Annotated in this window: 23 protein-coding genes; 12 read left to right on the top strand and 11 right to left on the bottom strand. The window is 63.7% G+C overall.

Annotated elements, in window-relative coordinates; all coding sequences use genetic code 11:
• Nucleotides 1–46 precede the first annotated feature (46 nt).
• The 10 genes from ccmI to KIG99_RS09145 all read right to left on the bottom strand — a co-directional run bounded on the left by ccmI (nt 47) and on the right by KIG99_RS09145 (nt 7,761).
• Nucleotides 47–889 (bottom strand): c-type cytochrome biogenesis protein CcmI, encoded by an 843-nt coding sequence (gene ccmI, locus KIG99_RS09190; RefSeq protein ID WP_226459890.1) that lies wholly within the window; start codon nt 887–889, stop codon nt 47–49.
• On the bottom strand, nt 886–1,359 hold the full coding sequence (locus KIG99_RS09185) for a cytochrome c-type biogenesis protein (RefSeq protein ID WP_226459889.1): 474 nt from the start codon (nt 1,357–1,359) through the stop codon (nt 886–888). Before KIG99_RS09185 ends, ccmI begins: the two co-directional genes overlap by 4 nt.
• On the bottom strand, nt 1,356–1,940 hold the full coding sequence (locus KIG99_RS09180; RefSeq protein ID WP_226459888.1) for a DsbE family thiol:disulfide interchange protein: 585 nt from the start codon (nt 1,938–1,940) through the stop codon (nt 1,356–1,358). Before KIG99_RS09180 ends, KIG99_RS09185 begins: the two co-directional genes overlap by 4 nt.
• Nucleotides 1,937–3,925, bottom strand: coding sequence for a heme lyase CcmF/NrfE family subunit (locus KIG99_RS09175; protein ID WP_226459887.1), 1,989 nt, complete (start codon nt 3,923–3,925; stop codon nt 1,937–1,939). The genes KIG99_RS09180 and KIG99_RS09175 overlap by 4 nt, the downstream gene beginning before the upstream one ends.
• A gap of 2 nt (nt 3,926–3,927) precedes the next feature.
• Complete coding sequence (gene ccmE / locus KIG99_RS09170) at nt 3,928–4,407, bottom strand: cytochrome c maturation protein CcmE (RefSeq protein WP_226459886.1); 480 nt, start codon at nt 4,405–4,407, stop codon at nt 3,928–3,930.
• The gene (ccmD, locus tag KIG99_RS09165) at nt 4,404–4,592 is read right to left on the bottom strand and encodes a heme exporter protein CcmD (protein WP_226441604.1); all 189 of its coding nucleotides are present in this window, start codon (nt 4,590–4,592) and stop codon (nt 4,404–4,406) included. Before ccmD ends, ccmE begins: the two co-directional genes overlap by 4 nt.
• On the bottom strand, nt 4,589–5,335 hold the full coding sequence (gene ccmC / locus KIG99_RS09160) for a heme ABC transporter permease CcmC (RefSeq protein WP_226441603.1): 747 nt from the start codon (nt 5,333–5,335) through the stop codon (nt 4,589–4,591). The genes ccmD and ccmC overlap by 4 nt, the downstream gene beginning before the upstream one ends.
• Complete coding sequence (ccmB, locus tag KIG99_RS09155) at nt 5,332–6,000, bottom strand: heme exporter protein CcmB (protein WP_226459885.1); 669 nt, start codon at nt 5,998–6,000, stop codon at nt 5,332–5,334. Before ccmB ends, ccmC begins: the two co-directional genes overlap by 4 nt.
• Before the next feature lie 13 nt (nt 6,001–6,013).
• Nucleotides 6,014–6,622, bottom strand: coding sequence for a cytochrome c biogenesis heme-transporting ATPase CcmA (ccmA, locus tag KIG99_RS09150; protein WP_226459884.1), 609 nt, complete (start codon nt 6,620–6,622; stop codon nt 6,014–6,016).
• A 131-nt stretch (nt 6,623–6,753) separates the two neighbouring features.
• Nucleotides 6,754–7,761 (bottom strand): cytochrome-c peroxidase, encoded by a 1,008-nt coding sequence (locus KIG99_RS09145; RefSeq protein WP_226459883.1) that lies wholly within the window; start codon nt 7,759–7,761, stop codon nt 6,754–6,756.
• A gap of 166 nt (nt 7,762–7,927) precedes the next feature.
• Between KIG99_RS09145 and KIG99_RS09140 the strand changes: the two genes are divergently transcribed.
• Nucleotides 7,928–8,833, top strand: coding sequence for a hydrogen peroxide-inducible genes activator (locus tag KIG99_RS09140; protein WP_226459882.1), 906 nt, complete (start codon nt 7,928–7,930; stop codon nt 8,831–8,833).
• Here KIG99_RS09140 and KIG99_RS09135 read toward each other — a convergent pair.
• Complete coding sequence (locus KIG99_RS09135; protein WP_226459881.1) at nt 8,818–13,812, bottom strand: EAL domain-containing protein; 4,995 nt, start codon at nt 13,810–13,812, stop codon at nt 8,818–8,820. The two genes, KIG99_RS09140 and KIG99_RS09135, sit on opposite strands and share 16 nt — an antisense overlap.
• Before the next feature lie 287 nt (nt 13,813–14,099).
• On the opposite strand from KIG99_RS09135, the gene KIG99_RS09130 reads away from it, so the two are divergent.
• The 11 genes from KIG99_RS09130 to hypA all read left to right on the top strand — a co-directional run bounded on the left by KIG99_RS09130 (nt 14,100) and on the right by hypA (nt 22,039).
• Nucleotides 14,100–15,191, top strand: coding sequence for a hydrogenase small subunit (locus tag KIG99_RS09130; protein ID WP_226441597.1), 1,092 nt, complete (start codon nt 14,100–14,102; stop codon nt 15,189–15,191).
• A gap of 1 nt (nt 15,192) precedes the next feature.
• On the top strand, nt 15,193–16,986 hold the full coding sequence (locus tag KIG99_RS09125) for a nickel-dependent hydrogenase large subunit (RefSeq protein WP_226459880.1): 1,794 nt from the start codon (nt 15,193–15,195) through the stop codon (nt 16,984–16,986).
• 10 nt (nt 16,987–16,996) lie between these two features.
• Nucleotides 16,997–17,701, top strand: coding sequence for a Ni/Fe-hydrogenase, b-type cytochrome subunit (cybH, locus tag KIG99_RS09120; RefSeq protein WP_226459879.1), 705 nt, complete (start codon nt 16,997–16,999; stop codon nt 17,699–17,701).
• A gap of 168 nt (nt 17,702–17,869) precedes the next feature.
• Nucleotides 17,870–18,484, top strand: a complete 615-nt coding sequence (locus KIG99_RS09115; protein WP_226459878.1) for a HyaD/HybD family hydrogenase maturation endopeptidase — start codon at nt 17,870–17,872, stop codon at nt 18,482–18,484.
• 1 nt (nt 18,485) lies between these two features.
• Nucleotides 18,486–18,788 carry a HypC/HybG/HupF family hydrogenase formation chaperone gene (locus tag KIG99_RS09110; RefSeq protein WP_226441593.1) on the top strand — a complete coding sequence of 101 codons (303 nt, stop codon included), beginning with the start codon at nt 18,486–18,488 and terminating at the stop codon, nt 18,786–18,788.
• On the top strand, nt 18,785–19,243 hold the full coding sequence (locus tag KIG99_RS09105) for a thioredoxin domain-containing protein (RefSeq protein ID WP_226459877.1): 459 nt from the start codon (nt 18,785–18,787) through the stop codon (nt 19,241–19,243). The genes KIG99_RS09110 and KIG99_RS09105 overlap by 4 nt, the downstream gene beginning before the upstream one ends.
• On the top strand, nt 19,240–20,103 hold the full coding sequence (locus KIG99_RS09100; protein WP_226459876.1) for a hydrogenase expression/formation protein: 864 nt from the start codon (nt 19,240–19,242) through the stop codon (nt 20,101–20,103). The genes KIG99_RS09105 and KIG99_RS09100 overlap by 4 nt, the downstream gene beginning before the upstream one ends.
• 9 nt (nt 20,104–20,112) lie before the next feature.
• Nucleotides 20,113–20,310, top strand: a complete 198-nt coding sequence (locus tag KIG99_RS09095; protein ID WP_226459875.1) for a rubredoxin — start codon at nt 20,113–20,115, stop codon at nt 20,308–20,310.
• A gap of 16 nt (nt 20,311–20,326) precedes the next feature.
• Nucleotides 20,327–20,797: a [NiFe]-hydrogenase assembly chaperone HybE gene (hybE, locus tag KIG99_RS09090; RefSeq protein WP_226459874.1), complete on the top strand. Its 471-nt coding sequence runs from the start codon at nt 20,327–20,329 to the stop codon at nt 20,795–20,797.
• Nucleotides 20,794–21,705, top strand: a complete 912-nt coding sequence (locus tag KIG99_RS09085; protein ID WP_226459873.1) for a hypothetical protein — start codon at nt 20,794–20,796, stop codon at nt 21,703–21,705. The genes hybE and KIG99_RS09085 overlap by 4 nt, the downstream gene beginning before the upstream one ends.
• Nucleotides 21,698–22,039, top strand: coding sequence for a hydrogenase maturation nickel metallochaperone HypA (gene hypA, locus KIG99_RS09080; RefSeq protein ID WP_226459872.1), 342 nt, complete (start codon nt 21,698–21,700; stop codon nt 22,037–22,039). Before KIG99_RS09085 ends, hypA begins: the two co-directional genes overlap by 8 nt.
• Nucleotides 22,040–22,047 lie beyond the last annotated feature (8 nt).

Raw genomic sequence — 22,047 nt, 5'->3', positions numbered from 1 at the left:
GAACGCACCCGGCGCAGGCTGTGGCGTCTGCGCCGGGTGCTGGCGGTCAGTTCTTGCCGCCGGCTTTCATCTTGTCGATGCCGCTGCGCAGCATCTGGTCGATTTCCGAACCCGGATCGACTTGCGGCAACAGGGCTTCCCAGTAGGCGACGCCCTGTTTGTTGTCACCGGCTTCCATGGCGGCGGCGCCGGCCAGGAACAGGGAATGCGCGTGCTTGGGGTCGAGCTTGAGGGCGCGTTCGACGAGCTGGCGCGGCTTGCCCTTGAGGCCCTTGCCGCCGGCCATGGCCAGGGTTTCGGCATAGCTGGCGAGAAGTTCGGGGTCTTCATTGACCAGCTTTTCTGCTTTCCCGTAGGCGCTGCCGGCTTCCTCGTAGCGGCCCATGGTCTTGTAGGAGCGCGCCAGCATCAGCCAGCCCTTGAGGTCGTCGGGATTCTCCTGCATGCGGGCGGCCAGCCGGCTCACCATTTCATTGATCTGTTCCGGCGTCATCTGCGGCTGGGCGACGGCCTGGGCCGGGTCGAGAGCGCGTGGGTTGCCGAGGATGCCGTAGGCACCCAGCGCCAGGATGGGCAGGAGCAGGATCAGGGCGATTGCCGTCTTGCGGCTCGGCGCATTGCTGGTGCTGGTTTCGCCGCTGCCGGCCGGGACTTCCTCGAGCAGGCGACGCTGGATTTCGCGCTCGGCCTGGGCGAAATCGGCATCAGCCAGCGCACCGGCCTGATGCTCGGCCGCCAGGTCGGCCAGTTGGTCGCGGAAAATGGCCAGATTCGAAGCCTGGCGATCGCCGGTGCTGTTCTGCGGGCGACGGGCGAACCACAGCGGCGGCAGGATGAAGGCGGCGACGACCACGATGAGCAATATGGCGATGAGGGCGAACTGGATCATTTCGGGTCGGTTTCCTTGAGCAGCGCGGCGGCGCGGCGGGCTTCATCGGCGGTCAGTGGCTGATCGTCGGCAAGGCGCCCGGCACGCTGGCGCAGGTAGCGCAGCAGGGCGTAGAGGCCGAACAGCAGCAGGGCGATCGGACCGCCCCAGAGGAGCAGCGTGATGCCCTTGACCGGCGGCCGGTAGAGCACGAAGTCGCCGTAGCGGACGACCATGAAGTCGACGATTTCCTTGTCCGACTTGCCATCCTTGATCATGCCGCGGATTTCGCGGCGCAGGTCGACGGCCAGTTCGGCATTCGAGTCGGCAATGGTCTGGTTCTGGCAAACCAGGCAGCGCAATTCTTCGGAAAGGCCCTGCAGGCGCTTTTCGGCCACCGGGTCGGCAGCTTGCGCCGCTTCGTTGATTTCCGAGCCGAAGGCAGCGGTCGACGCGAGAAAAAGGGCAAAAACCAGAACGCGCGCGATCATTTGTCGAGCTCCGCGATCAGCGGCAGGATCTTGCCGGACAGGACGTCCGGCGTGATCGGGCCGGTGTGCTTCATGCGGATGATGCCGGCCTTGTCGATGACGTAGGTTTCCGGCACGCCATAGACGCCGTAGTCGATGCCGACGCGGCCGTCGAGATCCATCACGGTCAGCGTGTAGGGGTCGCCGTGCGTCGCCAGCCATTTTCCGGCGCGCTCGAAGGCGAGCTTCTTCTCGTCGGCAGCGGAGATCTTGCCCATGTCGAATTCGCCGTCGCCGCGCACTTCCTTGTAGTTGAGGCCAACCAGCGGCACCTTGCTGCTCTTCGAGAAATTGACCAGCACCGGGTGTTCCTGGCGGCAGGAGATGCACCACGAAGCCCAGACGTTGAGCAGCCAGACCTTGCCCTGCATGTCCTTCGGGCCGAGCGTCGTGTCCGGCTTGGCGAGCACGTTCAGGCTGAAGGCCGGGGCCGGCTTGCCGACCAGCGGCGACGGGACGTCGCGCGGATTCAGATTGAGCCCGATGGCGAGCAGCACGACGAGGGCGGCAAAGCCGCCGAGTATCCAGAAATAACGGTTCATGCGGTTTGGCTTCCTGCGGGAATGGCGGCGCTGGCGCGCGCCTTGGCGCGGTAACGGCGATCGAGCAGCGCGAGCAGGCCGCCCAGCGCCATCAGGATGCAGCCGCCCCAGATCCAGTCGACGAAGGGTTTGTAATAGACGCGCACGGCCCATTCGCCTTCCGGCTTGTCGCGGTCGATCGGCTCGCCGAGCGAGACATAGACGTCGCGCAGCAGGCCGGCATCGATCGAGGCTTCGGTCATCGGCATGCCGGAGGAGGCGTAATTGCGCTTTTCCGGGTTCATTTTGCGCTGGAATTTGCCGTTGACCGCCAGGTCGAAGTCACCCTGCGCCGCCATGTAGTTGGGGCCTTCGACGGCCTTCACGCCGTTGAAGGTGAAGTGGTAGCCGGCGACATCGACCGATTCGCCGGGCGCCATCTTGACGTCCTTTTCTTCCTGGAAGCTCGACACCATGGTGACGCCGACGACGAAAACGGCGATGCCGACGTGGGCCAGGTGCATGCCGACGAAGCTGCGCGGCTGGCTCAGTGCGGCAGCAAGGAAGGAACGGTTGCCACGCGTGTTGCCGACGCGTTCGACGAAGTTGGTTAGTGCCGTGAACACGATCCAGGCGGCGAGCAGGATGCCCAGTGCGGTCAACGCCGTCCAGCTGCCATAAACCAGCGGCAGGGCGATGCCGACGACGACTGCGGCGGCGAAGGCCCAGCGCACGGTACGGCTGATTTCGGCGATGGAGGCTTCCTTCCAGCGCGCGAAGGGACCGATGCCCATCAGGAACAGCAAGGGTGTCATGACCGGGACAAAAACGGCATTGAAATACGGTGGACCGACCGAGATCTTGCCGACGCCGAGCGCATCGATCAGCAGCGGGTAAAGCGTGCCGAGCAGCACGGTGGCGCAGGCGACGACGAGCAGCACGTTGTTGGTGAGCAGCAGCGACTCGCGCGAGACCAGGCCGAAGCGCCCGCCCAGGCCAACCTTGGGGGCGCGCCAGGCGAACAGCGCCAGCGAGCTGCCGATCACGGCGACCAGGAAGATCAGGATGAAGACGCCGCGGCGCGGGTCGGTGGCGAAGGCATGCACCGAGGTCAGTACGCCGGAACGGACCAGGAAGGTGCCGAGCAGCGACAGCGAGAAGGCGGAAATCGCCAGCAGTACCGTCCAGTTCTTGAAACTGCCGCGCTTTTCGGTGACCGCCAGCGAATGGATCAGCGCCGTACCGACCAGCCAGGGCATGAAGGAAGCGTTTTCGACCGGGTCCCAGAACCACCAGCCGCCCCAGCCCAGTTCGTAATAGGCCCACCACGAGCCCATCGCGATGCCCAGGGTCAGGAAGCACCAGGCGGCCATTGTCCACGGGCGCGACCAGCGTGCCCAGGCCGCGTCAAGCTGGCCGGAAAGCAGCGCCGCAATGGCGAAGGCGAAGGCGACCGAGAAGCCGACATAACCCATGTAGAGCAGCGGCGGGTGGATGACCAGGCCGAAGTCCTGCAACAGCGGATTCAGGTCGCGCCCTTCGGCAGCGGCCGGCAGCAGGCGCTCGAACGGATTCGAGGTGATCAGGATGAAGAGCAGGAAGCCGAAGGCGACCAGGCCGAGCGTGCCGAGGACGCGGGCGACCATGGCTTCCGGCAACTGGCGCGACAGCATGGCGACGGCAAAGGCCCACCAGGTCAGGAACAGCATCCATAACAGCAGCGAGCCTTCATGACCGCCCCAGACGGCGGCGACGCGATATTGCAGCGGCAGCAGGGAGTTCGAATGCTGGGCGGCATAAACGACGGAAAAGTCGTTCGTGACGAAGGCCTGGATCAGGCAGCCGAAGGAAATGGTCAGCAGCAAGGCCATGGCCGAGGCGGCCGGACGGGCCAGTGCAATCCAGGCGGAATGGTTGCGGTGGGCACCGAGCAGCGGCAGGGTGCCGAGGATCAGCGCGACCAGGGTGGCAAGAATGAGGGCGAAATGACCGAGTTCAGGAATCATGCTCAGTAGCCTGCTTTCGGTTGGGTGCCGGCCGATGAAGGCGAGACATGCTGGTTGGCGCCCTGCGCATCATTGACCGCCTGGGCGGCTTCCGGCGGCATGTAGTTTTCGTCATGCTTGGCGAGCACTTCGCTGGCGGTAAACTGGTTTTCTGCGGTCATTTTGCCCTGCGCGACGACGCCTTTGCCTTCCTTGAACAGGTCGGGAAGGATGCCCTTGTAATGCACGCTGATGTCCTTGGCGGTATCGGTGATCACGAAGGCGATGGTGACGCCGTCGGCCTGGCGTTGCAGGCTGCCTTCCTTGACCAGACCGCCGATGCGGAAGGTCTTGCCCTGCGGCGCCTTGCCCGCTGCGACTTCGCTCGGCGTGATGTAGAGGGCGATGTTGCTGTTCAGCGCGTTGAGGACGAGCGCGGCGATGATGCCGATGATGGCCAGCGCGCCGCCGATCAGGGCGAGTTTCTTGTGACGGGATTTCATTCTGCGGTGTTCCTGGTTTCGGCGCGCAACTGGCGCTTGAGGCGGGCGATGGTGGTCTTTCGATGGCGGACGACGAGAATAGGTTCAATCGCCATGATCGCCGCGGTGACGCCGAACGACCCCCAGACGTAAAGACCGTAGCCGCCCATGGCGAGGAAGTCGGAGAAGCTGTTCCAGTAGATCATTTGCCGTCTCCCGCGAGCAGGGCCTTGACCCAGTCGGTGTGCCGCTCGCGTTCAAGCATGATGGTGCGCACCCGCATGAAGGCGATGGCGATCGAATACATCCAGAAGCACATGGCCATCAGCAGCATGCCCCAAAGCATGGTCTCGGCCATCGACGACTTGGTCAGGTTGACGCTCGAACCCTGGTGCAGCGTGTTCCACCATTTGACCGAGAAATAGATGATCGGCACATTGACCACGCCGACCAGCAGCAACAGGCCACCCGCCTTGTCGGCACGCTTGGCATCGTCGATCGCGGCGGTCAGCGCCATGTAGCCGATGTAGAGGAAGAGCAGGATCAGCTCGGAGGTCAGGCGCGCATCCCAGACCCACCACGTGCCCCACATCGGCTTGCCCCACAGGGCGCCGGTCCACAGCGACAGGAAGGCCATCAGCGCGCCGGTCGGCGCCAGCGCCTGCGCCATCATGCCCGACAGGCGGGTGTTGAAGGCCAGCCCGATGGCAGCCCAGCCGGCCATGATCAGGTAGATGAACATCGACAGCCAGGACGCCGGGACGTGGATGAAGATGATCCGGTAGCCCTCGCCCTGCTGGAAGTCGGTCGGCGCGACCAGCATGCCGAGGTAGAGCCCGGCCAGGCCGAAGACGACGGAAATGGCGACAAAGTAGGGAATCAGCGCCCCGGCCAGCGGGTAGAAGGTGGCCGGTGACGCGAAACGATAGAGATTGAAGCGGTCTTTCATTCGAGGGCAATCTTCAAGGCAGCGGCAGACGCCCAGGGGGCGAAGCCGAGTGAGGCAAAGGTAAGGGCGGCCAGCAAGGACAGATGACCTTCCCCCCCGAGACCGGTCACTGTCGCATCGACTGCGCCAGCGCCGAATATTAGCACCGGGATGTAGAGCGGCAGCACGAGCAGCGAGAGCAGCACGCCGCCGCCGCGCAGGCCCAGGGTCAGCGCCGCGCCGATCGCGCCAATGCCGGACAGGGCGGGCGTGCCGAGCAGGATGGCAAAAGTCAGCACGACCAGCGCGTCGCCGGACAGGTCGAACTGGATGCCGAGGATGGGGGCGATCAGCGCCAGGGGCAGGCCGGAGACCAGCCAGTGAGCGATCACTTTGCCGGTAACGACCAGCCCGAGAGGGTGTGGCGCCAGTGCCAGTTGTTCGAGCGTGCCGTCGCGATGATCGTCGGCGAACAGGCGCGGCAGCGACAGCATGGTGGCGAGCAGGGCTGCGACCCACAGCACGCCGGGCGCCAGTTTCCTGAGCAGGTCGGGTTCCGGCCCGACGCCGAGCGGGAACAGGCTGACCACGATGACAAAGAAGAAGAGCGCCGAGACGATGTCGGCCTGGCGGCGCATGGCCAGTTTCAGGTCGCGGGCGATGACGGCAGTGACGATTTTGAACATTAGCGGTCGACGCTCAGGAAAGACGCAATTCGCGCACCTTGCCGGCCGGGATATTGACCAGCTGGTGCGTCGTCATCACGGCCAGGCCGCCGCGCTGCAGGTGGCCGGAAATGATGCCGGCCAGCCAGTCGACCGCTGCAACGTCGAGGGCGACGAAGGGTTCGTCGAGAATCCACAGCGGCCGCTTTTCCTTGACCAGGCGGGCCAGCGCGACGCGCCGTTTCTGGCCTTGCGACAGGTATTTGCAGGCGAGATCCTCGCGTCCGGCGAGACCGACCTGTTCGAGGGCATCGATCGCCTCTTCCTCGCTCAGCGCCTCGTCGGCAAGACGCGCCGCGGCGAGCAGGTTCTCGAGCGGGGTCAATTCTTCCTTGATCGCGTTGAGGTGGCCGAGATAGCAGAGATCGGCGCGGAATTCGTCGGATTTGATGCTCGCGCCCTGCCAGCGGATTTCACCGGCTTCCGGCGGCAGCAGGCCGATCAGCATGCGCAGCAGGCTGGTCTTGCCGGCCCCGTTCTTGCCCTGCAGATACAGCAGTTCTCCGGCCTCCAGCCGAAAGCTGAGGCCTGCGAACAGGCGGCGCTCGCCGCGCACGCATTCCAGATTGTCAGCTTCAAGCATCAGGGGAAAAACCGAAATAAATCAGCGGTGAATTATGAGCGCGCAAGTGTACCGGCAGATTGATGGGAATCAAACAAAACGGGCAAGAAAAACGGGGGCCGCAGCCCCCGTCACGGCATCTATCGATCTGCCTATTTCTTCTCGAAGGGCGTCGGACGCGGCGTGGCATCGGCCGACGGCGGCAGGATCGGCAGCTTGAAGTTCGGCTGGTCGCCGGTCAGCGTCTTCAGGAAGGCAACGACCTTGGCATTTTCATCGGCCGTGAACTTCTTGCCGAGCTGGATGCGGGCCATGATGTCGACCGCTTCCGGCAGCGTGTTGGCGGCGCCGTCGTGGAAGTACGGATAGGTCATTTCGACGTTGCGCAGGGTCGGCACCTTGAAGTTGAAGCGGTCGGCATCCTTGCCGGTCACTGCCGAGCGCCCTTCGGCCGGACTCGACGCCTTGTAGGCTTCGACCTGGCCCATCTTCTGGAAGGAGTTGCCGCCGACCGCCGGGCCGTTGTGGCAGGCGACGCAGCCGGTCTCCTTGAACAGTTTGTAGCCGGCCAGTTCATCCTTGCTCAGCGCCTTCTTGTCGCCCTTCAGCCATTTGTCGAAGCGCGAGTTCGGGGTGATCAGGGTTTCCTCGAAGGCGGCGATGGCTTTTGTCACTTTTTCGATGTCGACCGTCTCGGAAGCGAAGGCTTTCTTGAATTCCGCGACATAGCCGGGGATCGATTGCAGCACGTTGATCGCCAGGGTGTGCGTAAATGCCATCTCGCCCGGATTGGCGATCGGGCCGCCGGCCTGGGCCTTGAGGTCGGCAGCGCGGCCGTCCCAGAACTGGGCGAGGTTGAGGCTGGAATTGAGCACGGTCGGCGCGTTGATCGGGCCTTCGTTCCAGTTGTGACCGATCGAGGTCTTGATGTTGTCGGTGCCGCCCATCGACAGGTTGTGGCAGGAGTTGCAGGAAATGAAGCCGGACTTGGACAGACGCGGATCGAAGTAGAGCTTCTTGCCGAGTTCGACGAGGGCCGGGTTGCTGACCTTGGCGGCAGCGATCGGCTGGATCGGTTCCTGACTGGCAGCCTGCGCAAGCTGGCTGATGAGCAGGCCGGAAATGACCGCGAGGGCGGTGGACAAAATGCTGCGTTGCATCGTTATGTTCTCCCTTTGTGAAAAATTGCTGCGGCCATTCTCTCCTGTTCGGATGTGTTAACATTGATCCAAGTCAATGATTTTTATGGGTTTTGTATATAGGTGCTATAGCTTGCACCTATAACAGCAAGGGGCGATAGACCCCACCATTTTGCGGAGGATAGTCATGACCTTGACCGAATTGCGTTACATCGTTGCCCTCGCCCAGGAGGGTAATTTCAGTCGTGCTGCCGAACGTTGTTCGGTCAGCCAGCCGACCTTGAGCGTCTCGATCGCCCGTCTTGAAGACGAGTTCGGCGTGCAGTTGTTCGAGCGCGGCAAGGGCTTCGTCAGCCCGAGTGCGGTCGGGCTGCGCGTCGTCGAGCAGGCGCAGCAGGCCATCGCCGAAGCCGACAAGGTGCGGCAGATCGCCATGCGCGGGCGCGATCAGCTGGAAGGCCCGCTGCGCCTTGGTGTCATCCATACCATCGGGCCTTACCTGCTGCCGCAGCTGATCCAGTCGCTGAAGCGGGTGGCGCCCAGCATGCCGCTCGCCATCGAGGAAAACATGACGGCAACGCTGGCCGACATGCTGCGCGACAACGAGATCGACGTCGTCATCATCGCCCTGCCCTTCGAGTTGCCCGGCGTGCTGACCCGGCCGCTCTACGACGAATCCTTCAAGGTCGTCGTGCCGCGCGGTCACGCCTGGGAAAACATGGCGGAAATCAGTCCCGAGGAAGTGGCCGGCGACGAAGTGCTGCTGCTCAAGGCCGGCAACTGCTTCCGCGACCAGGTGCTGGGCGCCTGTCCGCAGGTGAGCAGTCCGGAAACCGACGTCCGGCTGGGCCACTCGATCGGCACCATCCGTTGCATGGTGGCTTCCGGACTGGGGGTTTCGGTGTTGCCCGAAGGGGCGCTCGGCCACCCCTACAGCAACGAGCTGATCAGCGTCATTCCCTTCCGCGCGCCGGCGCCGTCACGCCGCATCGCCCTTGCCTGGCGCGCCGGCTTCATCCGCCCGAAAGCGATCGATGCGCTACTGGCGGCCGTGGCCGGCCTGCACAACCCGGCTTATCACCTGCTTGCCTGACGGGTCAGCAGCACCTCGGTCTGGATTCTTTGCAGGTGGTCGCTCAGGGTTTGGCTGAGTTTTTCGACTGCAGCAAGCAAGCGCGCTTGTTCCGGTGGGGGGCGTCGATCGAGCAGTTGTTTGCCGAGTTGATGAATCTGCCGGTGAATGTCCGCCAGTTCGTTGAACTCCTTGATGGTCGCATAGCGCTGGGCTTTCGGGCTGGTGTACCAGCGGCCGAAACGGCAGGCGTTTTCATCCAGCTCCGGTGCCGGCAGCCGACCGTCGTCATCGGCGAGGCAAGCGTACAGTTTCTTCATCCAGCGGGTGTGGTCCACCCCGGCAATCAGCATCGGGATGTCTTCCCGCGACCAGTTGAAGGCGGTGGTTGACCCCCAGAGTTCATCCGGACGGAATCGCGTGACCCATTCCGGGAGTTGTCCGGCCGGCATCGGGCGGGCAATGCCGAAACCCTGTGCCATGTCGCAGCCGAGCAGCAGCAGGACCATGCCGTGTTCGACGGTTTCGACGCCCTCGGCGATGACCTTGCGCTGAAAGGCGCGGGTCAGGCCGATGACGCCTTCGACAATGGCGAGGTCGTCCGGGTCATCCAGCATGTCGCAGACGAAGGACTGGTCGATTTTCAGGATGTCGGCAGGCAGCCGCCGGAAATAGGTCAGCGATGAATAGCCGGTACCGAAATCGTCAAGCGAGAAGCTGACACCGAAACGCCGGCATTCGGAGAAGAGTGCGGCGACCCGGGGAATGTCTTCAAGGGCGGCGGTTTCCAGAACTTCCAGTTCGAGATGCTGGGGCGCTACCGCAGGACGGGCGGCGAGCAGTTCGCCCAGGCGCTCGGCAAAGCCCGGAGACTGCAGGTGGTTGCCGGCAATATTGACGCTGACGGTGATGCCGAGGCCTTGCTGCTGCCAGTCTTCAAGCTGGCACAATGCTTCCTGCAGCACCCAGTCGCCGAGCGTGATGGCAAGTTCGGTCCCTTCGATGGCGGGCAGGAACTCACCCGGCAGGAGCAGGCCGCGTTCCGGATGCTGCCAGCGGATCAGGGCCTCCGCCCCGACCACGCTGCCCTGGCGCATATCGACCTTGGGCTGGTAGAAAAGCACGAACTCGCCTTGCTCCAGGCCTTCGCGGATCCGCCCGACTTCATCGCGGCGGACGCGGGCGCGCCGGTCGTTTTCCGGGTCGAACAGGTGAAAGCGGTTGCGCCCGGCCTGCTTGGCCGCGTACATCGCCTGGTCGGCGTGGCGCAGCAGGGTGTCGCTGTCGGAGCCATCCTGCGGGTAGAGGGTGACGCCGATACTGGCCGAGATGAAGATCTCGTGGCCGGCAATCCGGAACGGCATGGTCAGGACCGAGATGATCCGGCTGATCGCATAGTCGCAATCGCGGATGCTGTCGAGCTCGGCGAAAAGCAGCACGAACTCGTCGCCGCCCAGCCGCGATACGGTGTCGCCGGCGCGAATGCAACTCTTCAGGCGCTGCGAGACCTCAACCAGCAACTTGTCGCCGACCGAGTGTCCATACTGGTCATTGACCGGCTTGAAACCATCGAGATCGAGATAGGCGACGGCGAGAACCTTGCCGTTGCGTTCGGTCTGCGCCATCGCGAGTTGCATGCGGTCGCCGAGCAGCATGCGGTTGGGCAACTGGGTCAGGGCGTCGAAATGGGCCAGGTGTTCAAGCCGTTGCTGGTGTTCCTTGATCAGCGTGATGTCGGAAAAAATGCCGACAAAGTGGGAAATCATGCCTTCGCGGTTGTGTACCGTCGAGATGGTCAGCAGTTCGACAAAAATCTCGCCGGATTTCTTGCGGTTCCATACTTCGCCGCGCCAGTAACCCGCCTGGCGGATGGTTTCCCACATGTCGCGGTAGAAGTCGGCGTCGTGATGGCCGGATTTGAGCAGGTCGGCGGTCTGGCCGATGGCTTCCTGGCGCGGATAACCGGTCAACTCGCTGAACGTGGCATTAACTTCGATGATCCGGCCGGCCGGGTCGGTGATCATGATGCCTTCGTGCGCGTTGTCAAAAACGCTGGCCGCCAGTTTTTGGCGCTCTTCGGCAATCAGGCGTTCGCGGATGTCCTGGGCGATCGCGAACATGGCGGGTTGGCCGTCCCAGTAGCCGGTGATGATGCGGGTATCGACGGCAATCCGGCTGCCGTTGGCATGGAGCAGCGGCAGCGGACTGCTTGAGCGTTCGCCGGCGAGGATTTCGTCGAGTATCCGGTCAGCCATTTCGCGCGTTTCCAGCGGGTTGACCGTATGGATGTGCTGGCCGAGCAGGGCGACCGGACCATAACCGAGCTTGTCGGCAACCGTATGGTTGTAATGCACGATCTGTCCCTGTTCGGCGACGACAAACAGGAAGTCCGTCAGGTTGTTGAACAGGCCGCTCAGGTTGTGTTGCAGGCGCTCGGCTTCTTCTTGCGCATTCAGGCGGAGCAGGGTCTGGGCAAAGGTGTTGCTCAGGGTTTCCAGGGCCTGCAGCGTTTCATGCGAAATCTGTTTGACCTGGCGTCCGGCCAGGTAAAGACAGGCGATCGACTCGCCGGCCAGCATCACCGGCAATATCGTCAGGCAGCGCAGGCCTTCCGCTTCAAGGTGGGGGGCGGCGATCAGCGGCGCTTCCGTGCAGTGATCACCCGTTTCGCTGCAACTGCAGACCAGGCGGCCATTGCGGATGACCGCGGCTTGCGGGGTGTCGGCGGCAAGTTCGGCATTCAGTCCGGCGAAATCAGCCGACAGTCCCTGCTCGGCGGCGAGGCGGTAGCTGCCGTTGTCCTGGCGGTAATAGATGCCGCCGGCGTCGAGGTCGGGAAAGCGCAACGCTGCCTTGAGAATGGTATCGAGCACGTCCTGGCGCGGCATCCCGGTCGCCAGCGCCTGCGCCAGGTCATGCTCGATTTCCAGGCGCAACGCTGCCTGTTTTCTTTCGCTGATATCGACCACCGAAGCGATCAGTACCTGGCGGCCGAAGTAGGTGCACGGGTGCAGGCGGACGTCGACCGGGAAAATACGGCCATCGGCAGCCTGGCCCCAATACTCGAAGTACTGTGGCGTACCGGCAATGGCGGCGCTGATATGCGAGCCGGTTCTGCTCAGGTCGTTGAGACCGGGGGCGCCGAGCTTGTGGTGGGTCTGGCCGATCATGGCCGGGCGCGGGTAGCCGAAAATCTGCTCGGCACCGAGATTGGCATCGAGAAAAGTGCCGTCTTCGGCCTGGATGAAAAGCGCCTCGCTGATGCTGTCGAAAATGCCGCGGAAGGTGCTCTGGCTTTGCTGCAGGCTCTCGGCACCCTGCTGGTGCGCCATGATCAGGGCGGCCAGTTGGCTGGCATGCGTGAAGATGGCTTGCTGCTCATCGCCGGGCGTGCCCGGCATGCTGTGATAGGCGCTGAAGGTGCCGAGCAGTTCGCCTTGCGGCGAGAGGATGGGCTCGGCCCAGGCGGCGGCAAAACCGGCCGCCTGGGCGGCCAGGTCAAAGCCGGAGCGGGCGGCGCCGCCGGCGAGGTCGTCGGCGATCACCCGCTGATGCAGTGCCGCGGCTGCGGCGCAGGGGATGTTGCCGGCGTGTACCGGAATATCGGCCGTCGCCTCGCAGAAGGTTTCGGGCAGGCGCGGCGCGGCGAGATAGCGCAGGGCGTGGTCGCCGGCACTGTAAAGCTGGATGGCGCAGCGCCAGGCAGGAATTTCGGCCTCGACGGAGAGGACGATCAGTTCGAGGATGCCGGCCAGCGGTTCGTTGCGCAACATGCCGGCGAGTGCCGCATTGCGCAGCAGGATGGCTTCTTCGGCGCGGCGTCTGTCCGAGATGTCCTGGGCAAAACCGACCGTGCCGAGCAGCTTGCCGTCATCCCCGAAAACCGGGGCCTTGTAGGTTTCGAACCAGTTCAGGTGGTGTGTCCGTCCGATCGGTTCGGTCACCACTTTTTTCTGGCCGCTGCGCATGACAGCCTGATCGTCCGCCCGGTAGCGTTCGGCCAGTTCGGGGGGCCAGTAATCGTAGTCGGACTTGCCGATCAGGTCGGCCGGTGAGCGCTCGCCACAGGTGTCGGCCAGGCTGCGGTTGCCCGCGAGAAAGCGTGATTCGGTGTCTTTCAGCCAGACGAGGAAGGGGAAATTGTCGAGCAGGGCGCGCTGGTAGCGATCATTGAGCTGGATTTCTTCCTGCGCGAGATTGTTGGTGCGGGTCAGTGCCAGACGGTCAGCCAGTGCGTCATCGACCAGGTCGAGCTCGAGCGGGCGCATCAGGGTGTGTTCGGAGAGCAGGCCAACCGCATGGCCGCTGCCGTTGACCACGACCAGATGCCGGATGCGATGCGAGTTCATCATCAGGGTCGCCTCGGCCAGCGAGCGTTCCTCGCCTATCGTGATCGGCGGCCGGGTCATGACGGCCGAGAGCGGCGGATTGTCTTCGGCATTCAGGAACAGGCGCACGACATCGCGCTCGGTCAGGATGCCGATCGCCTTGTGTTGGTCGACAACCACGGCGCAACTGGCGCGTGCCGCCTCCATCGCCGTCAGGGCGGCATCCAGCGAGGCATCCGGCGGCAGGCGCGGGAACATCCGCTCCATCAACGTATCGACATTGTTCAGGTGGCGGTAGAAGTCGGTACCCAGGTGGCGACGGAAATCCGATTCGCTGGCCACACCCAGCGGCTGGCCGCCAGCGTCGGTCACGACGATGTGGCGAATGCCCAGATTCGCTGCTTCGCGGTAGGCGGCGCGTAATTCGGTGGTGTCGACGACGCTATGCACCGGCGTCGTCATGATGCTGCTGATTGCCTGCTCCAGGGCGCGGTGTTCGCGCATGGCATGCAGGATGTCGCCCTCGGTGGCGATGCCGAGTATGCCTTCCGGGCCGACAATGATGACCGACGACAGCTTTTCCTTCAGCATCGTCGCTGCTGCTTCACCAAGCGTGGTGTCGGGCCTGAGATGTCCGCTTTGTTGTGTAATCAGTTCGGCAATTCTGGGCACTGTCTCTCTCCTAATACAAGGATTTTAGAGCCAGAACGAGACCTTGGGGCGCCTTGCTGCGCAAAGCTGTGACGTATATCCGACAGTCATTCTTTGCGGGGGTGGAAATCAACTTGTCACAGTGGAAGGAAAGTAGTCGGTCCGGGTTTGTCGGCCGGCTCCCTGTGCCCGTCCCGCTCGGCAGGAATGAACTGATTTCATTGAATAAATCCAGAACCCCGATGGCGTGGCACGCGCTTTGCCTAGAAGGCCCATCGCAACGCGACATAACAACGGGGGAATCGAACGTGACCGAGACATTCTATGAAGTACTGCGCCGCCAGGGGATTACCCGGCGCAGCTTTCTGAAATTCTGCAGCCTGACCGCCACCTCGCTTGGCCTGGGCAGCGCTGCCGCACCGCGCATCGCACATGCGCTGGAAAACAAGCCGCGTACGCCGGTGCTCTGGCTGCATGGCCTGGAATGCACCTGCTGTTCCGAATCCTTCATCCGCTCGGCGCATCCGCTGACCAAGGATGTCGTGCTCTCGATGCTGTCGCTCGACTACGACGACACGCTGATGGCCGCCGCCGGTCACCAGGCCGAAGCGATCCTCGACGAGGTCAAGAAAAAGTACAAGGGCAACTATATCGTTGCTGTCGAAGGCAATCCGCCGCTCAACGAGGATGGCATGTTCTGCATCCAGGGCGGTCGCCCGTTTGTCGAAAAGCTGCGCGAAACCTGCGCCGATGCCAAGGCCATCATCAGCTGGGGCGCCTGCGCCTCCTACGGCTGCGTCCAGGCCGCCAAGCCGAATCCGACGCGCGCTACGCCGGTGCACAAGGTGATCACCGACAAGCCGATCATCAACGTGCCGGGCTGCCCGCCGATCGCTGAAGTGATGACCGGCGTTGTCACCTACATGCTGACCTTCGACCGCATTCCCGAGCTCGACCGCCAGGGTCGCCCGAAGATGTTCTACGGTCAACGCATCCACGACAAGTGCTATCGCCGCGGCCATTTCGACGCCGGCCAGTTTGCCGAAGCCTGGGATGACGAGGGTTCGCGCAAGGGCTACTGCCTCTACAAGATGGGCTGCAAGGGCCCGACCACCTACAACGCCTGTTCGTCGATGCGCTGGAACGGCGGCGTCAGCTGGCCGGTGCAGTCCGGCCACGGCTGTATCGGCTGTTCCGAAGAAGGCTTCTGGGACAAGGGTTCGTTCTACGACCGCGTTACCGACATCAAGGCCTTCGGCGTCGAAGGCAATGCCGACGCAATCGGCAAGGCGGCCGCCGGTACGGTGGGGGCCGCGATTGCCGCGCATGCCGCGGTGACCGCCTTGGCCCGCGCCCGCCAGAAGGCTGGCGAGACTGAAGAACAAAAGGGAGAAAAATAAGATGGCCTACGAAACTCAGGGTTTCAATGTCGACAACTCCGGCAAGCGTGTCGTCGTCGATCCGGTCTGCCGCATCGAAGGGCACATGCGCGTCGAGGTCAATCTCGACAGCAACAACGTCATCCGCAATGCCGTCTCGACCGGCACCATGTGGCGCGGTCTGGAAGTCATCCTCAAGGGCCGCGATCCGCGCGACGCCTGGGCCTTCACCGAGCGCATCTGCGGCGTCTGTACCGGCACGCACGCGCTGACCTCGGTGCGCGCCGTCGAGGATGCGCTGTCGATCAAGATTCCGGAAAACGCCAACACCATCCGCAACATCATGCAGCTCAACCTGTACGTGCATGATCACCTGGTGCACTTCTACCACCTGCACGCCCTCGACTGGGTCGATGTCGTGTCGGCACTGAAGGCCGATCCGAAAGCCACCTCGACGCTGGCGCAGAGTATCTCGTCCTGGCCGCTGTCGTCACCGGGCTATTTCCGCGACATCCAGAACCGCCTGAAGAAATTCGTCGAATCCGGCCAGCTCGGTCCGTTCATGAACGGCTACTGGGGCAACCCGGCCTACAAGCTGCCGCCGGAAGCCAACCTGATGGCGGTCGCGCATTACCTCGAAGCCCTCGATTTTCAGAAGGAAATCGTCAAGGTGCATACCATCTTCGGCGGCAAGAACCCGCACCCGAACTGGCTGGTCGGCGGCGTGCCCTGCGCCATCAACCTGGAAGGCACGGGGGCGGTCGGTGCCATCAACATGGAACGCCTGAACCTGGTCAAGAGCATCATCGACCGCGCCGCCGAGTTCGTCGAACAGGTCTACATTCCCGATCTGCTCGCCATCGGTTCCTTCTACAAGGCCTGGAACTACGGTGGCGGCTTGTCGTCGCAGAACATGCTGTCCTACGGCGACCTGCCGCAGAGGGCCAATGACTACAGCTCGGGCAATCTGCTGTTGCCGCGCGGTGCGATCATCAACGGCAAGCTTGATGAAATCCACCCGGTCGACCTCAAGGATCCGGAACAGGTGCAGGAATTCGTTGCCCACTCCTGGTACAAGTACCCGGACGAAACCAAGGGTCTGCATCCGTTCGACGGCATCACCGAACCGAATTTCGAACTTGGTCCGAAGACCAAGGGCTCGAAGACCGCGATCAAGGAACTCGACGAAGGCGGCAAGTACTCGTGGATCAAGGCACCGCGCTGGCGCGGTCACGCCATGGAAGTCGGTTGCCTGCCGCGCATGGTCCTCGGTTACCTGCAACCGAAGCAGTATCCGGAAATCCACGGTCTGGTCGAAGGCGCACTCAAGAAGCTCGACGTGCCGGTCACCGCCCTGTTCTCGACCCTGGGTCGCACCGCGGCGCGCGGTCTGGAAACGGCGTACTGCGTCAAGCTGCAGCAGGATCAGTTCGCCAAGCTGATCGCCAACCTCAAGGCCGGCGACCTGAATACCGCCAATATCGAAAAGTGGGAGCCCAGCACCTGGCCGAAGGAAGCCATGGGCGCCGGTTTCACGGAAGCGCCGCGCGGTGCGCTCGGTCACTGGATCCGCATCAAGGACACCAAGATCGACAACTACCAGTGCGTGGTCCCCACCACCTGGAACGGCGGTCCGCGTGACCACAAGGGCCAGATCGGTGCCTTCGAGGCGGCGTTGATGAACACGCCGGTCGCCAAGGCCGACGAGCCGCTCGAGATCCTGCGCACGCTGCACTCCTTCGACCCCTGCCTGGCCTGCTCGACGCATGTGATGAGCCCGGACGGACAGGAAATGACGACGGTAAAAGTCCGCTAAGGAGCACGCCATGCTTTCTCAACAGGACATGCTGGAGGCCGAACGGCACGGTAAACAAGTCCGTTCGATCTACGTCTATGAAGCACCGGTGCGTCTGTGGCACTGGATCAATGCGCTCGCCATGGTGGTGCTGGCGGTGACCGGTTATTTCATCGGGACGCCGCTGCCGACCCAGCCCGGCGAGGCGGCAACGACCTTCCTGATGGGCTATATCCGTTTCGCCCATTTTGCCGCCGCCTACATCTTTGCCGTCGGTCTGCTCGGCCGCATCTACTGGGCTTTCGTCGGCAACCGCCACGCCCGGCAGATCTTCATGCTGCCGCTGACCAACAAGCACTGGTGGAGCGAAGTGTTTTTCGAGGTGCGCTGGTATCTGTTCCTCGAAAAGTACCCGAAGAAATATGTCGGCCATAACCCGATGGCGCAGCTGATGATGTTCTTCTTCTTCACCGTACTGGCCGTCGGCATGGTGATCACCGGTTTTGCGATCTACAGCGAAGGTGCGGGTCTGGGCAGCTGGCAGGACAGCCTGTTCGGCTGGGTCATCCCGGCGCTCGGTGGTTCGCTGCAGGTGCATAACCTGCACCGGCTGGGCATGTGGATCATGATGAGCTTTGCCGTCGTGCACATCTACGCCGCTATCCGCGAAGACATCATGAGCCGTCAATCACTGATCTCGACGATGATCAGTGGCTGGCGGATGTTCAAAGATTGATGGCCATGCTTGCCAGGGCTGCGTTGTCGGCGCTTGCCGTGCAGGTGCACTGCCGGCGCGCCTCCGCCTTGCCCTGGCGGCGCCTGACCATCAATCGCGGCTGATGGTTCAGCCTGCACAAGCCCCGGTCTGCCAATGTAGCCGGGGCGTTTCTTTCTGGGGATGGCAATGAATTCCAAACGCATTCTGGTGCTCGGTATCGGTAACCTGCTGTGGGCCGACGAGGGGTTTGGCGTGCGCTGTGTCGAGGCGCTCAACGCCGGCTGGGAATTCCCGCCGCAGGTTGAACTGATGGACGGCGGCACGCAGGGCCTTTACCTGTTGCCTTACGTGCAGGAGGCGGACTGCCTGCTGGTTTTCGATGCGGTCGACTACGGCGACGCGCCGGGTACGCTGCGCGAAGTGGTGGGTGACCAGGTACCGCGTTTCATGGGCGCCAAGAAAATGAGCCTGCACCAGACCGGTTTCCAGGAAGTGCTGATGGCCGCCGAGCTGACCGAGAAGCTGCCGGCCGAACTGGTCCTGATCGGCGTCCAGCCGGAAGAACTCGAAGACTACGGCGGCAGCCTGCGCGACATCGTCAAGGCGCAGATGCCGGCGGCGCTTGCGGTTGCCTTCAAGTGGCTGGAACGCTGGGGGGCGCCGGCCCGTGTGCGCCAGGGCGCAGTCGAAGGTCTGACCGACCCGGCCCTGGCCATCGACATCTACGAAGGCGAACGGCCGTCGGCCAGCCAGGCCTACCGGCTGGGCGACGCGCGTTTCCTGAATCTGGAAGAAGCCTAGGATGTGTCTCGGCATTCCTGTTCAGGTCATCGAATCGGGCGAGCATTTCGCCCGTTGTGCCGGGCGTTCCGGCGAGCTGCGCATCGACTTGAGCCTGGTCGGGGCGCAGCCACCCGGCACCTGGCTGCTCTGTTTCCTTGATGCAGCACGGGAAATCATCCCGGCCGAGCGTGCCGCTGCGATCAACGCTGCGCTCGATGCGCTGGTTGCGGTTGACGCCGGCGAAACCGATCTTTCCGCCTTTTTCGCCGATCTCGATCGCGAACCCCAACTCCCCGAACATCTGAGGACACAACAATCATGAGCCTCCAACTCGCCGCCGGCCAGACCTCCCTCGAACGTCTCGAAACCGCACTCGGTCGCATGGTGCAAAAACACGGTTTTCAGCGCGTCGACCGCCCGGATCCCGAATTTGCCGCCGGTCTAACTGCCCTGCTCCTTACCGACGATCCGCAACGCAACCTGGAAGTGCTCGACGCCTGCGTCATCCTGCCCGAGTCGCTGAAAGGGCTGGGCGATCAGGTTTCGCGTCAGGTGGCCGGTGCCGACTTTGCGCCGGCGTTGATGCAGCAGTACGGCATCGCCCGTGCGCCGGCTGTCGTTTTCCTGCGCGACGGCCAGTATGTCGGCTCGCTGAACGGCATCCGCGACTGGGCCGAGTACCAGAACGAAGTGGCCGGCTTGCTGCATGGCCCGGCCCGACCCAAGCCGATCGGCATTGCCGTCCGCAGCGAAAATGCTCAAGGAGCCTGCGCATGAACCCCTCGCAAATGCGTCCCTTCCCGATTTCCGTCGTCGCCATGGGCCCCGGCTCGCAGGGCGACGAAGCGCCGGAATACCTGCCCATGCCGCAGGGCATGGAAACCTTCTCGGCACCGCGTCTGCCGGAAAATGCCGCGCCCGAGACCGTCGACCACGCCGCCCGCCTGCTCGGCGATCTGCTCGATGCAGCGGCCAAGGTCGGCTTCGCCGGCGGCGCCACGCTCGACCTGCTCGGCCTTGATGCCGGCCTGCGCGACGTCATCAACCAGTCGCTCGGTTTCGGCGAAGTCAGCGCTTTCACCACGGCGCCGCAACACTGGCGCGTGCAGGAAACCGCCTTCGCCGGGCTGTGGCGGGTACTGAAAGTTGAAAATGACGGTATTTTCAGCGTCGACCGTCTGGAAACCGGCGCCATCCCGGTCGCCCTGGTCGATGCCATGCAGCAAACGACACAGGCCGAACTGCCTGCGCCCGCTTACCCGGCCGGCTGCATGAACGCCCAGGCCCTGGTCGAGGAACTCCGCCTGCAGGCGGCGGCCTGGCAGCCGGGCGCTGCGGCGCACGTCATCAACCTGACCCTGCTGCCGGTCAGCGATGCCGATCTCGACACGCTGTACGGCTGGCTCGGCCACCGCGAGGTGTCCATCCTGTCGCGCGGCTACGGCAATTGCCGGATCACCAGCACGCGCCTGAAAAACGTCTGGTGGGTGCAGTATTTCAACTCGATGGACACATTGATCCTCAACTCGATCGAGGTCGTCGGCATGCCGGAAGTGGCGCTCGCCGCCGACGAGGATTTCGCCGATTCGCTCGAACGCCTGCGCGAATATCTCGACATGATGCTCGAGCCGGTCTAGTCTGGCGGGATGCGTTTCGAAGGAAGCTTTCTCGCCGTCCAGCCAGAAGACCGGCTCGAGTGCGGCATCTGCTGGTGGGTGTACGATCCGGCGACGGGTGACGAGACCCGCCGGATTCCGCCCGGCACGCCGTTTGCCGAGTTGCCCGAGGACTGGTGTTGTCCCGGCTGCGATGCGCCCAAGCACAAGTTCATGGTGACCGGGTGAAGGGAATCTCGGCAGCATGAAAATCTGGCTGGACGACCCGTCGACCGATCTGGTTGCGGTTTTTGCCGAAATCGCCCGCACGCGCATGGCCGATGTGCCGCTGTGCAATCCGGCGCTGCAGGTCGAGGCGCTCGGCTTCCGCCGGCGTGCCGATGGCCATTGGGCGGGTGCGATGATCACGCCATGGGCGATCAACCTGCTCTGCCTGCCCGGCAACGCCGACTGGCCGGAGCTCGCGGCCTGCAGCAAGTATGACTGGCAGTTTCCGTCCGGCAATTACGAATTCACCGTGGCCGACGAGGCCAGTCTGGGCATCTATCACCTCTGTTCTTTGTTTTCGCCGGCTTTCGATTTCGCCAGTCATGACGTGGCGCGCCTGACCGCGCTGGCCGCGGCCGAGGCCCTGTTTGCCGAGCCGTTGGCGGTGCCGGCCGAGGCGCCGGCCCGACCGGCCGGTCGACGTGCTTTTCTCGGACTGCGGCCATGAGTGCGCCGCTGACTTCGGCCGGTCTGCTTACCGTGCAGGCGAACTACCTTGCCGGCGGGCTCGACAGTCTCGGCGTGCAACTGCGCCGGCCGCCGGTGGCGCGCCTGTTCATCGGCCAGCATCCGGAGACCGTGGTCAAGACTGTGCCCTATCTCTACACGCTATGCGCGCACGCCCAGCGTGCCGCGGCGCAGGCGGCACTCGCCGCGGCGGCCGGTGCGGCACGGCGGCCGGTCGATGATGGCGAGTTGTGGATCGAGTTCCTGCACGAAAATTTCTGGCGCCTGCTGCTCGACTGGCCGAGTGCGCTCGGCGTCGAACCGGCCAACGCCGCCTTCATCGCCTGGCGCGGTGAGCGGCAGGGGGCGGAGCGTGTCGCCGCGACGCAAGGCTTGATTGCTGGCGCGCTGCGCGAGATGGCCGAAAAATGCCGTGTTTTGCTGGTCGACCGTACGCCGGTACCAGTGTCCGAATTTCCCGCTCTGGCGCCGGAGCGCTGGCTGGCCTACTGGCTGGGCTGCGCCGCCGAAGCGCCGCAGCCGCAGCGGCCGGCCTCGATTGCCGCCGCCTATGTCCGGCGCCTCGCGGAAGTTGAACTGGCGGCCACCGCGCTGGCCGAAAACCGGCCATATCCGGTGGCCGCCGCTGGCGCTGAGGGCTGGGGCGTCGGCCAGACGATGTGCGCGCGCGGCGTGCTGACCCACGCCGTACATGTCGAAGAGGAAAAAGTGCGGAATTACCGCGTCTGGGCGCCGACCGACTGCCATTTTGCCGCCGCCGACGGCTTGCAGATCCTGCTTGCCGGCCAGCACTTCGCCGACAGCGCGGCCGCCCGGCATGCGCTGGAGCAGGCCGTGCTGGCGCTCGATCCCTGTCTGCCCTATGTGCTGGAGCTGAAGCATGCATGAAATGTCGCTCGCCGAAGGCGTGCTGCAACTGGTTGAAGAAACTGCCCGGCGCGAAAACGCCCGGCGTGTCAAACTGGTCGTTCTGGAAATCGGCACGCTGTCGTCGGTCGAGCCGGACGCCATCCGCTTCTGCTTCGAGGCGGTGACGCACGGCAGCATCGCGCAGGGGGCGGCACTGGAGATCGTGGCGGCGCAAGGTGCCGGCTGGTGTATGCCCTGCGCGGCGACGGTGCCGATGACGGAAATCTACGGCGCCTGCCCGCAATGCGGCAGTTACCAGGTGCAGCCGACCAGCGGCACGGAAATGCGGGTCAAGGAAATCGAGATCGAATAACAGGAGAC

Origin of the sequence: Quatrionicoccus australiensis, assembly GCF_020510425.1 — a bacterium.
Taxonomy (GTDB): domain Bacteria; phylum Pseudomonadota; class Gammaproteobacteria; order Burkholderiales; family Rhodocyclaceae; genus Azonexus; species Azonexus australiensis_A.
Note: the sequence above shows the minus strand (reverse complement) of the source record. Positions and strands in the feature narration are given on the sequence as shown.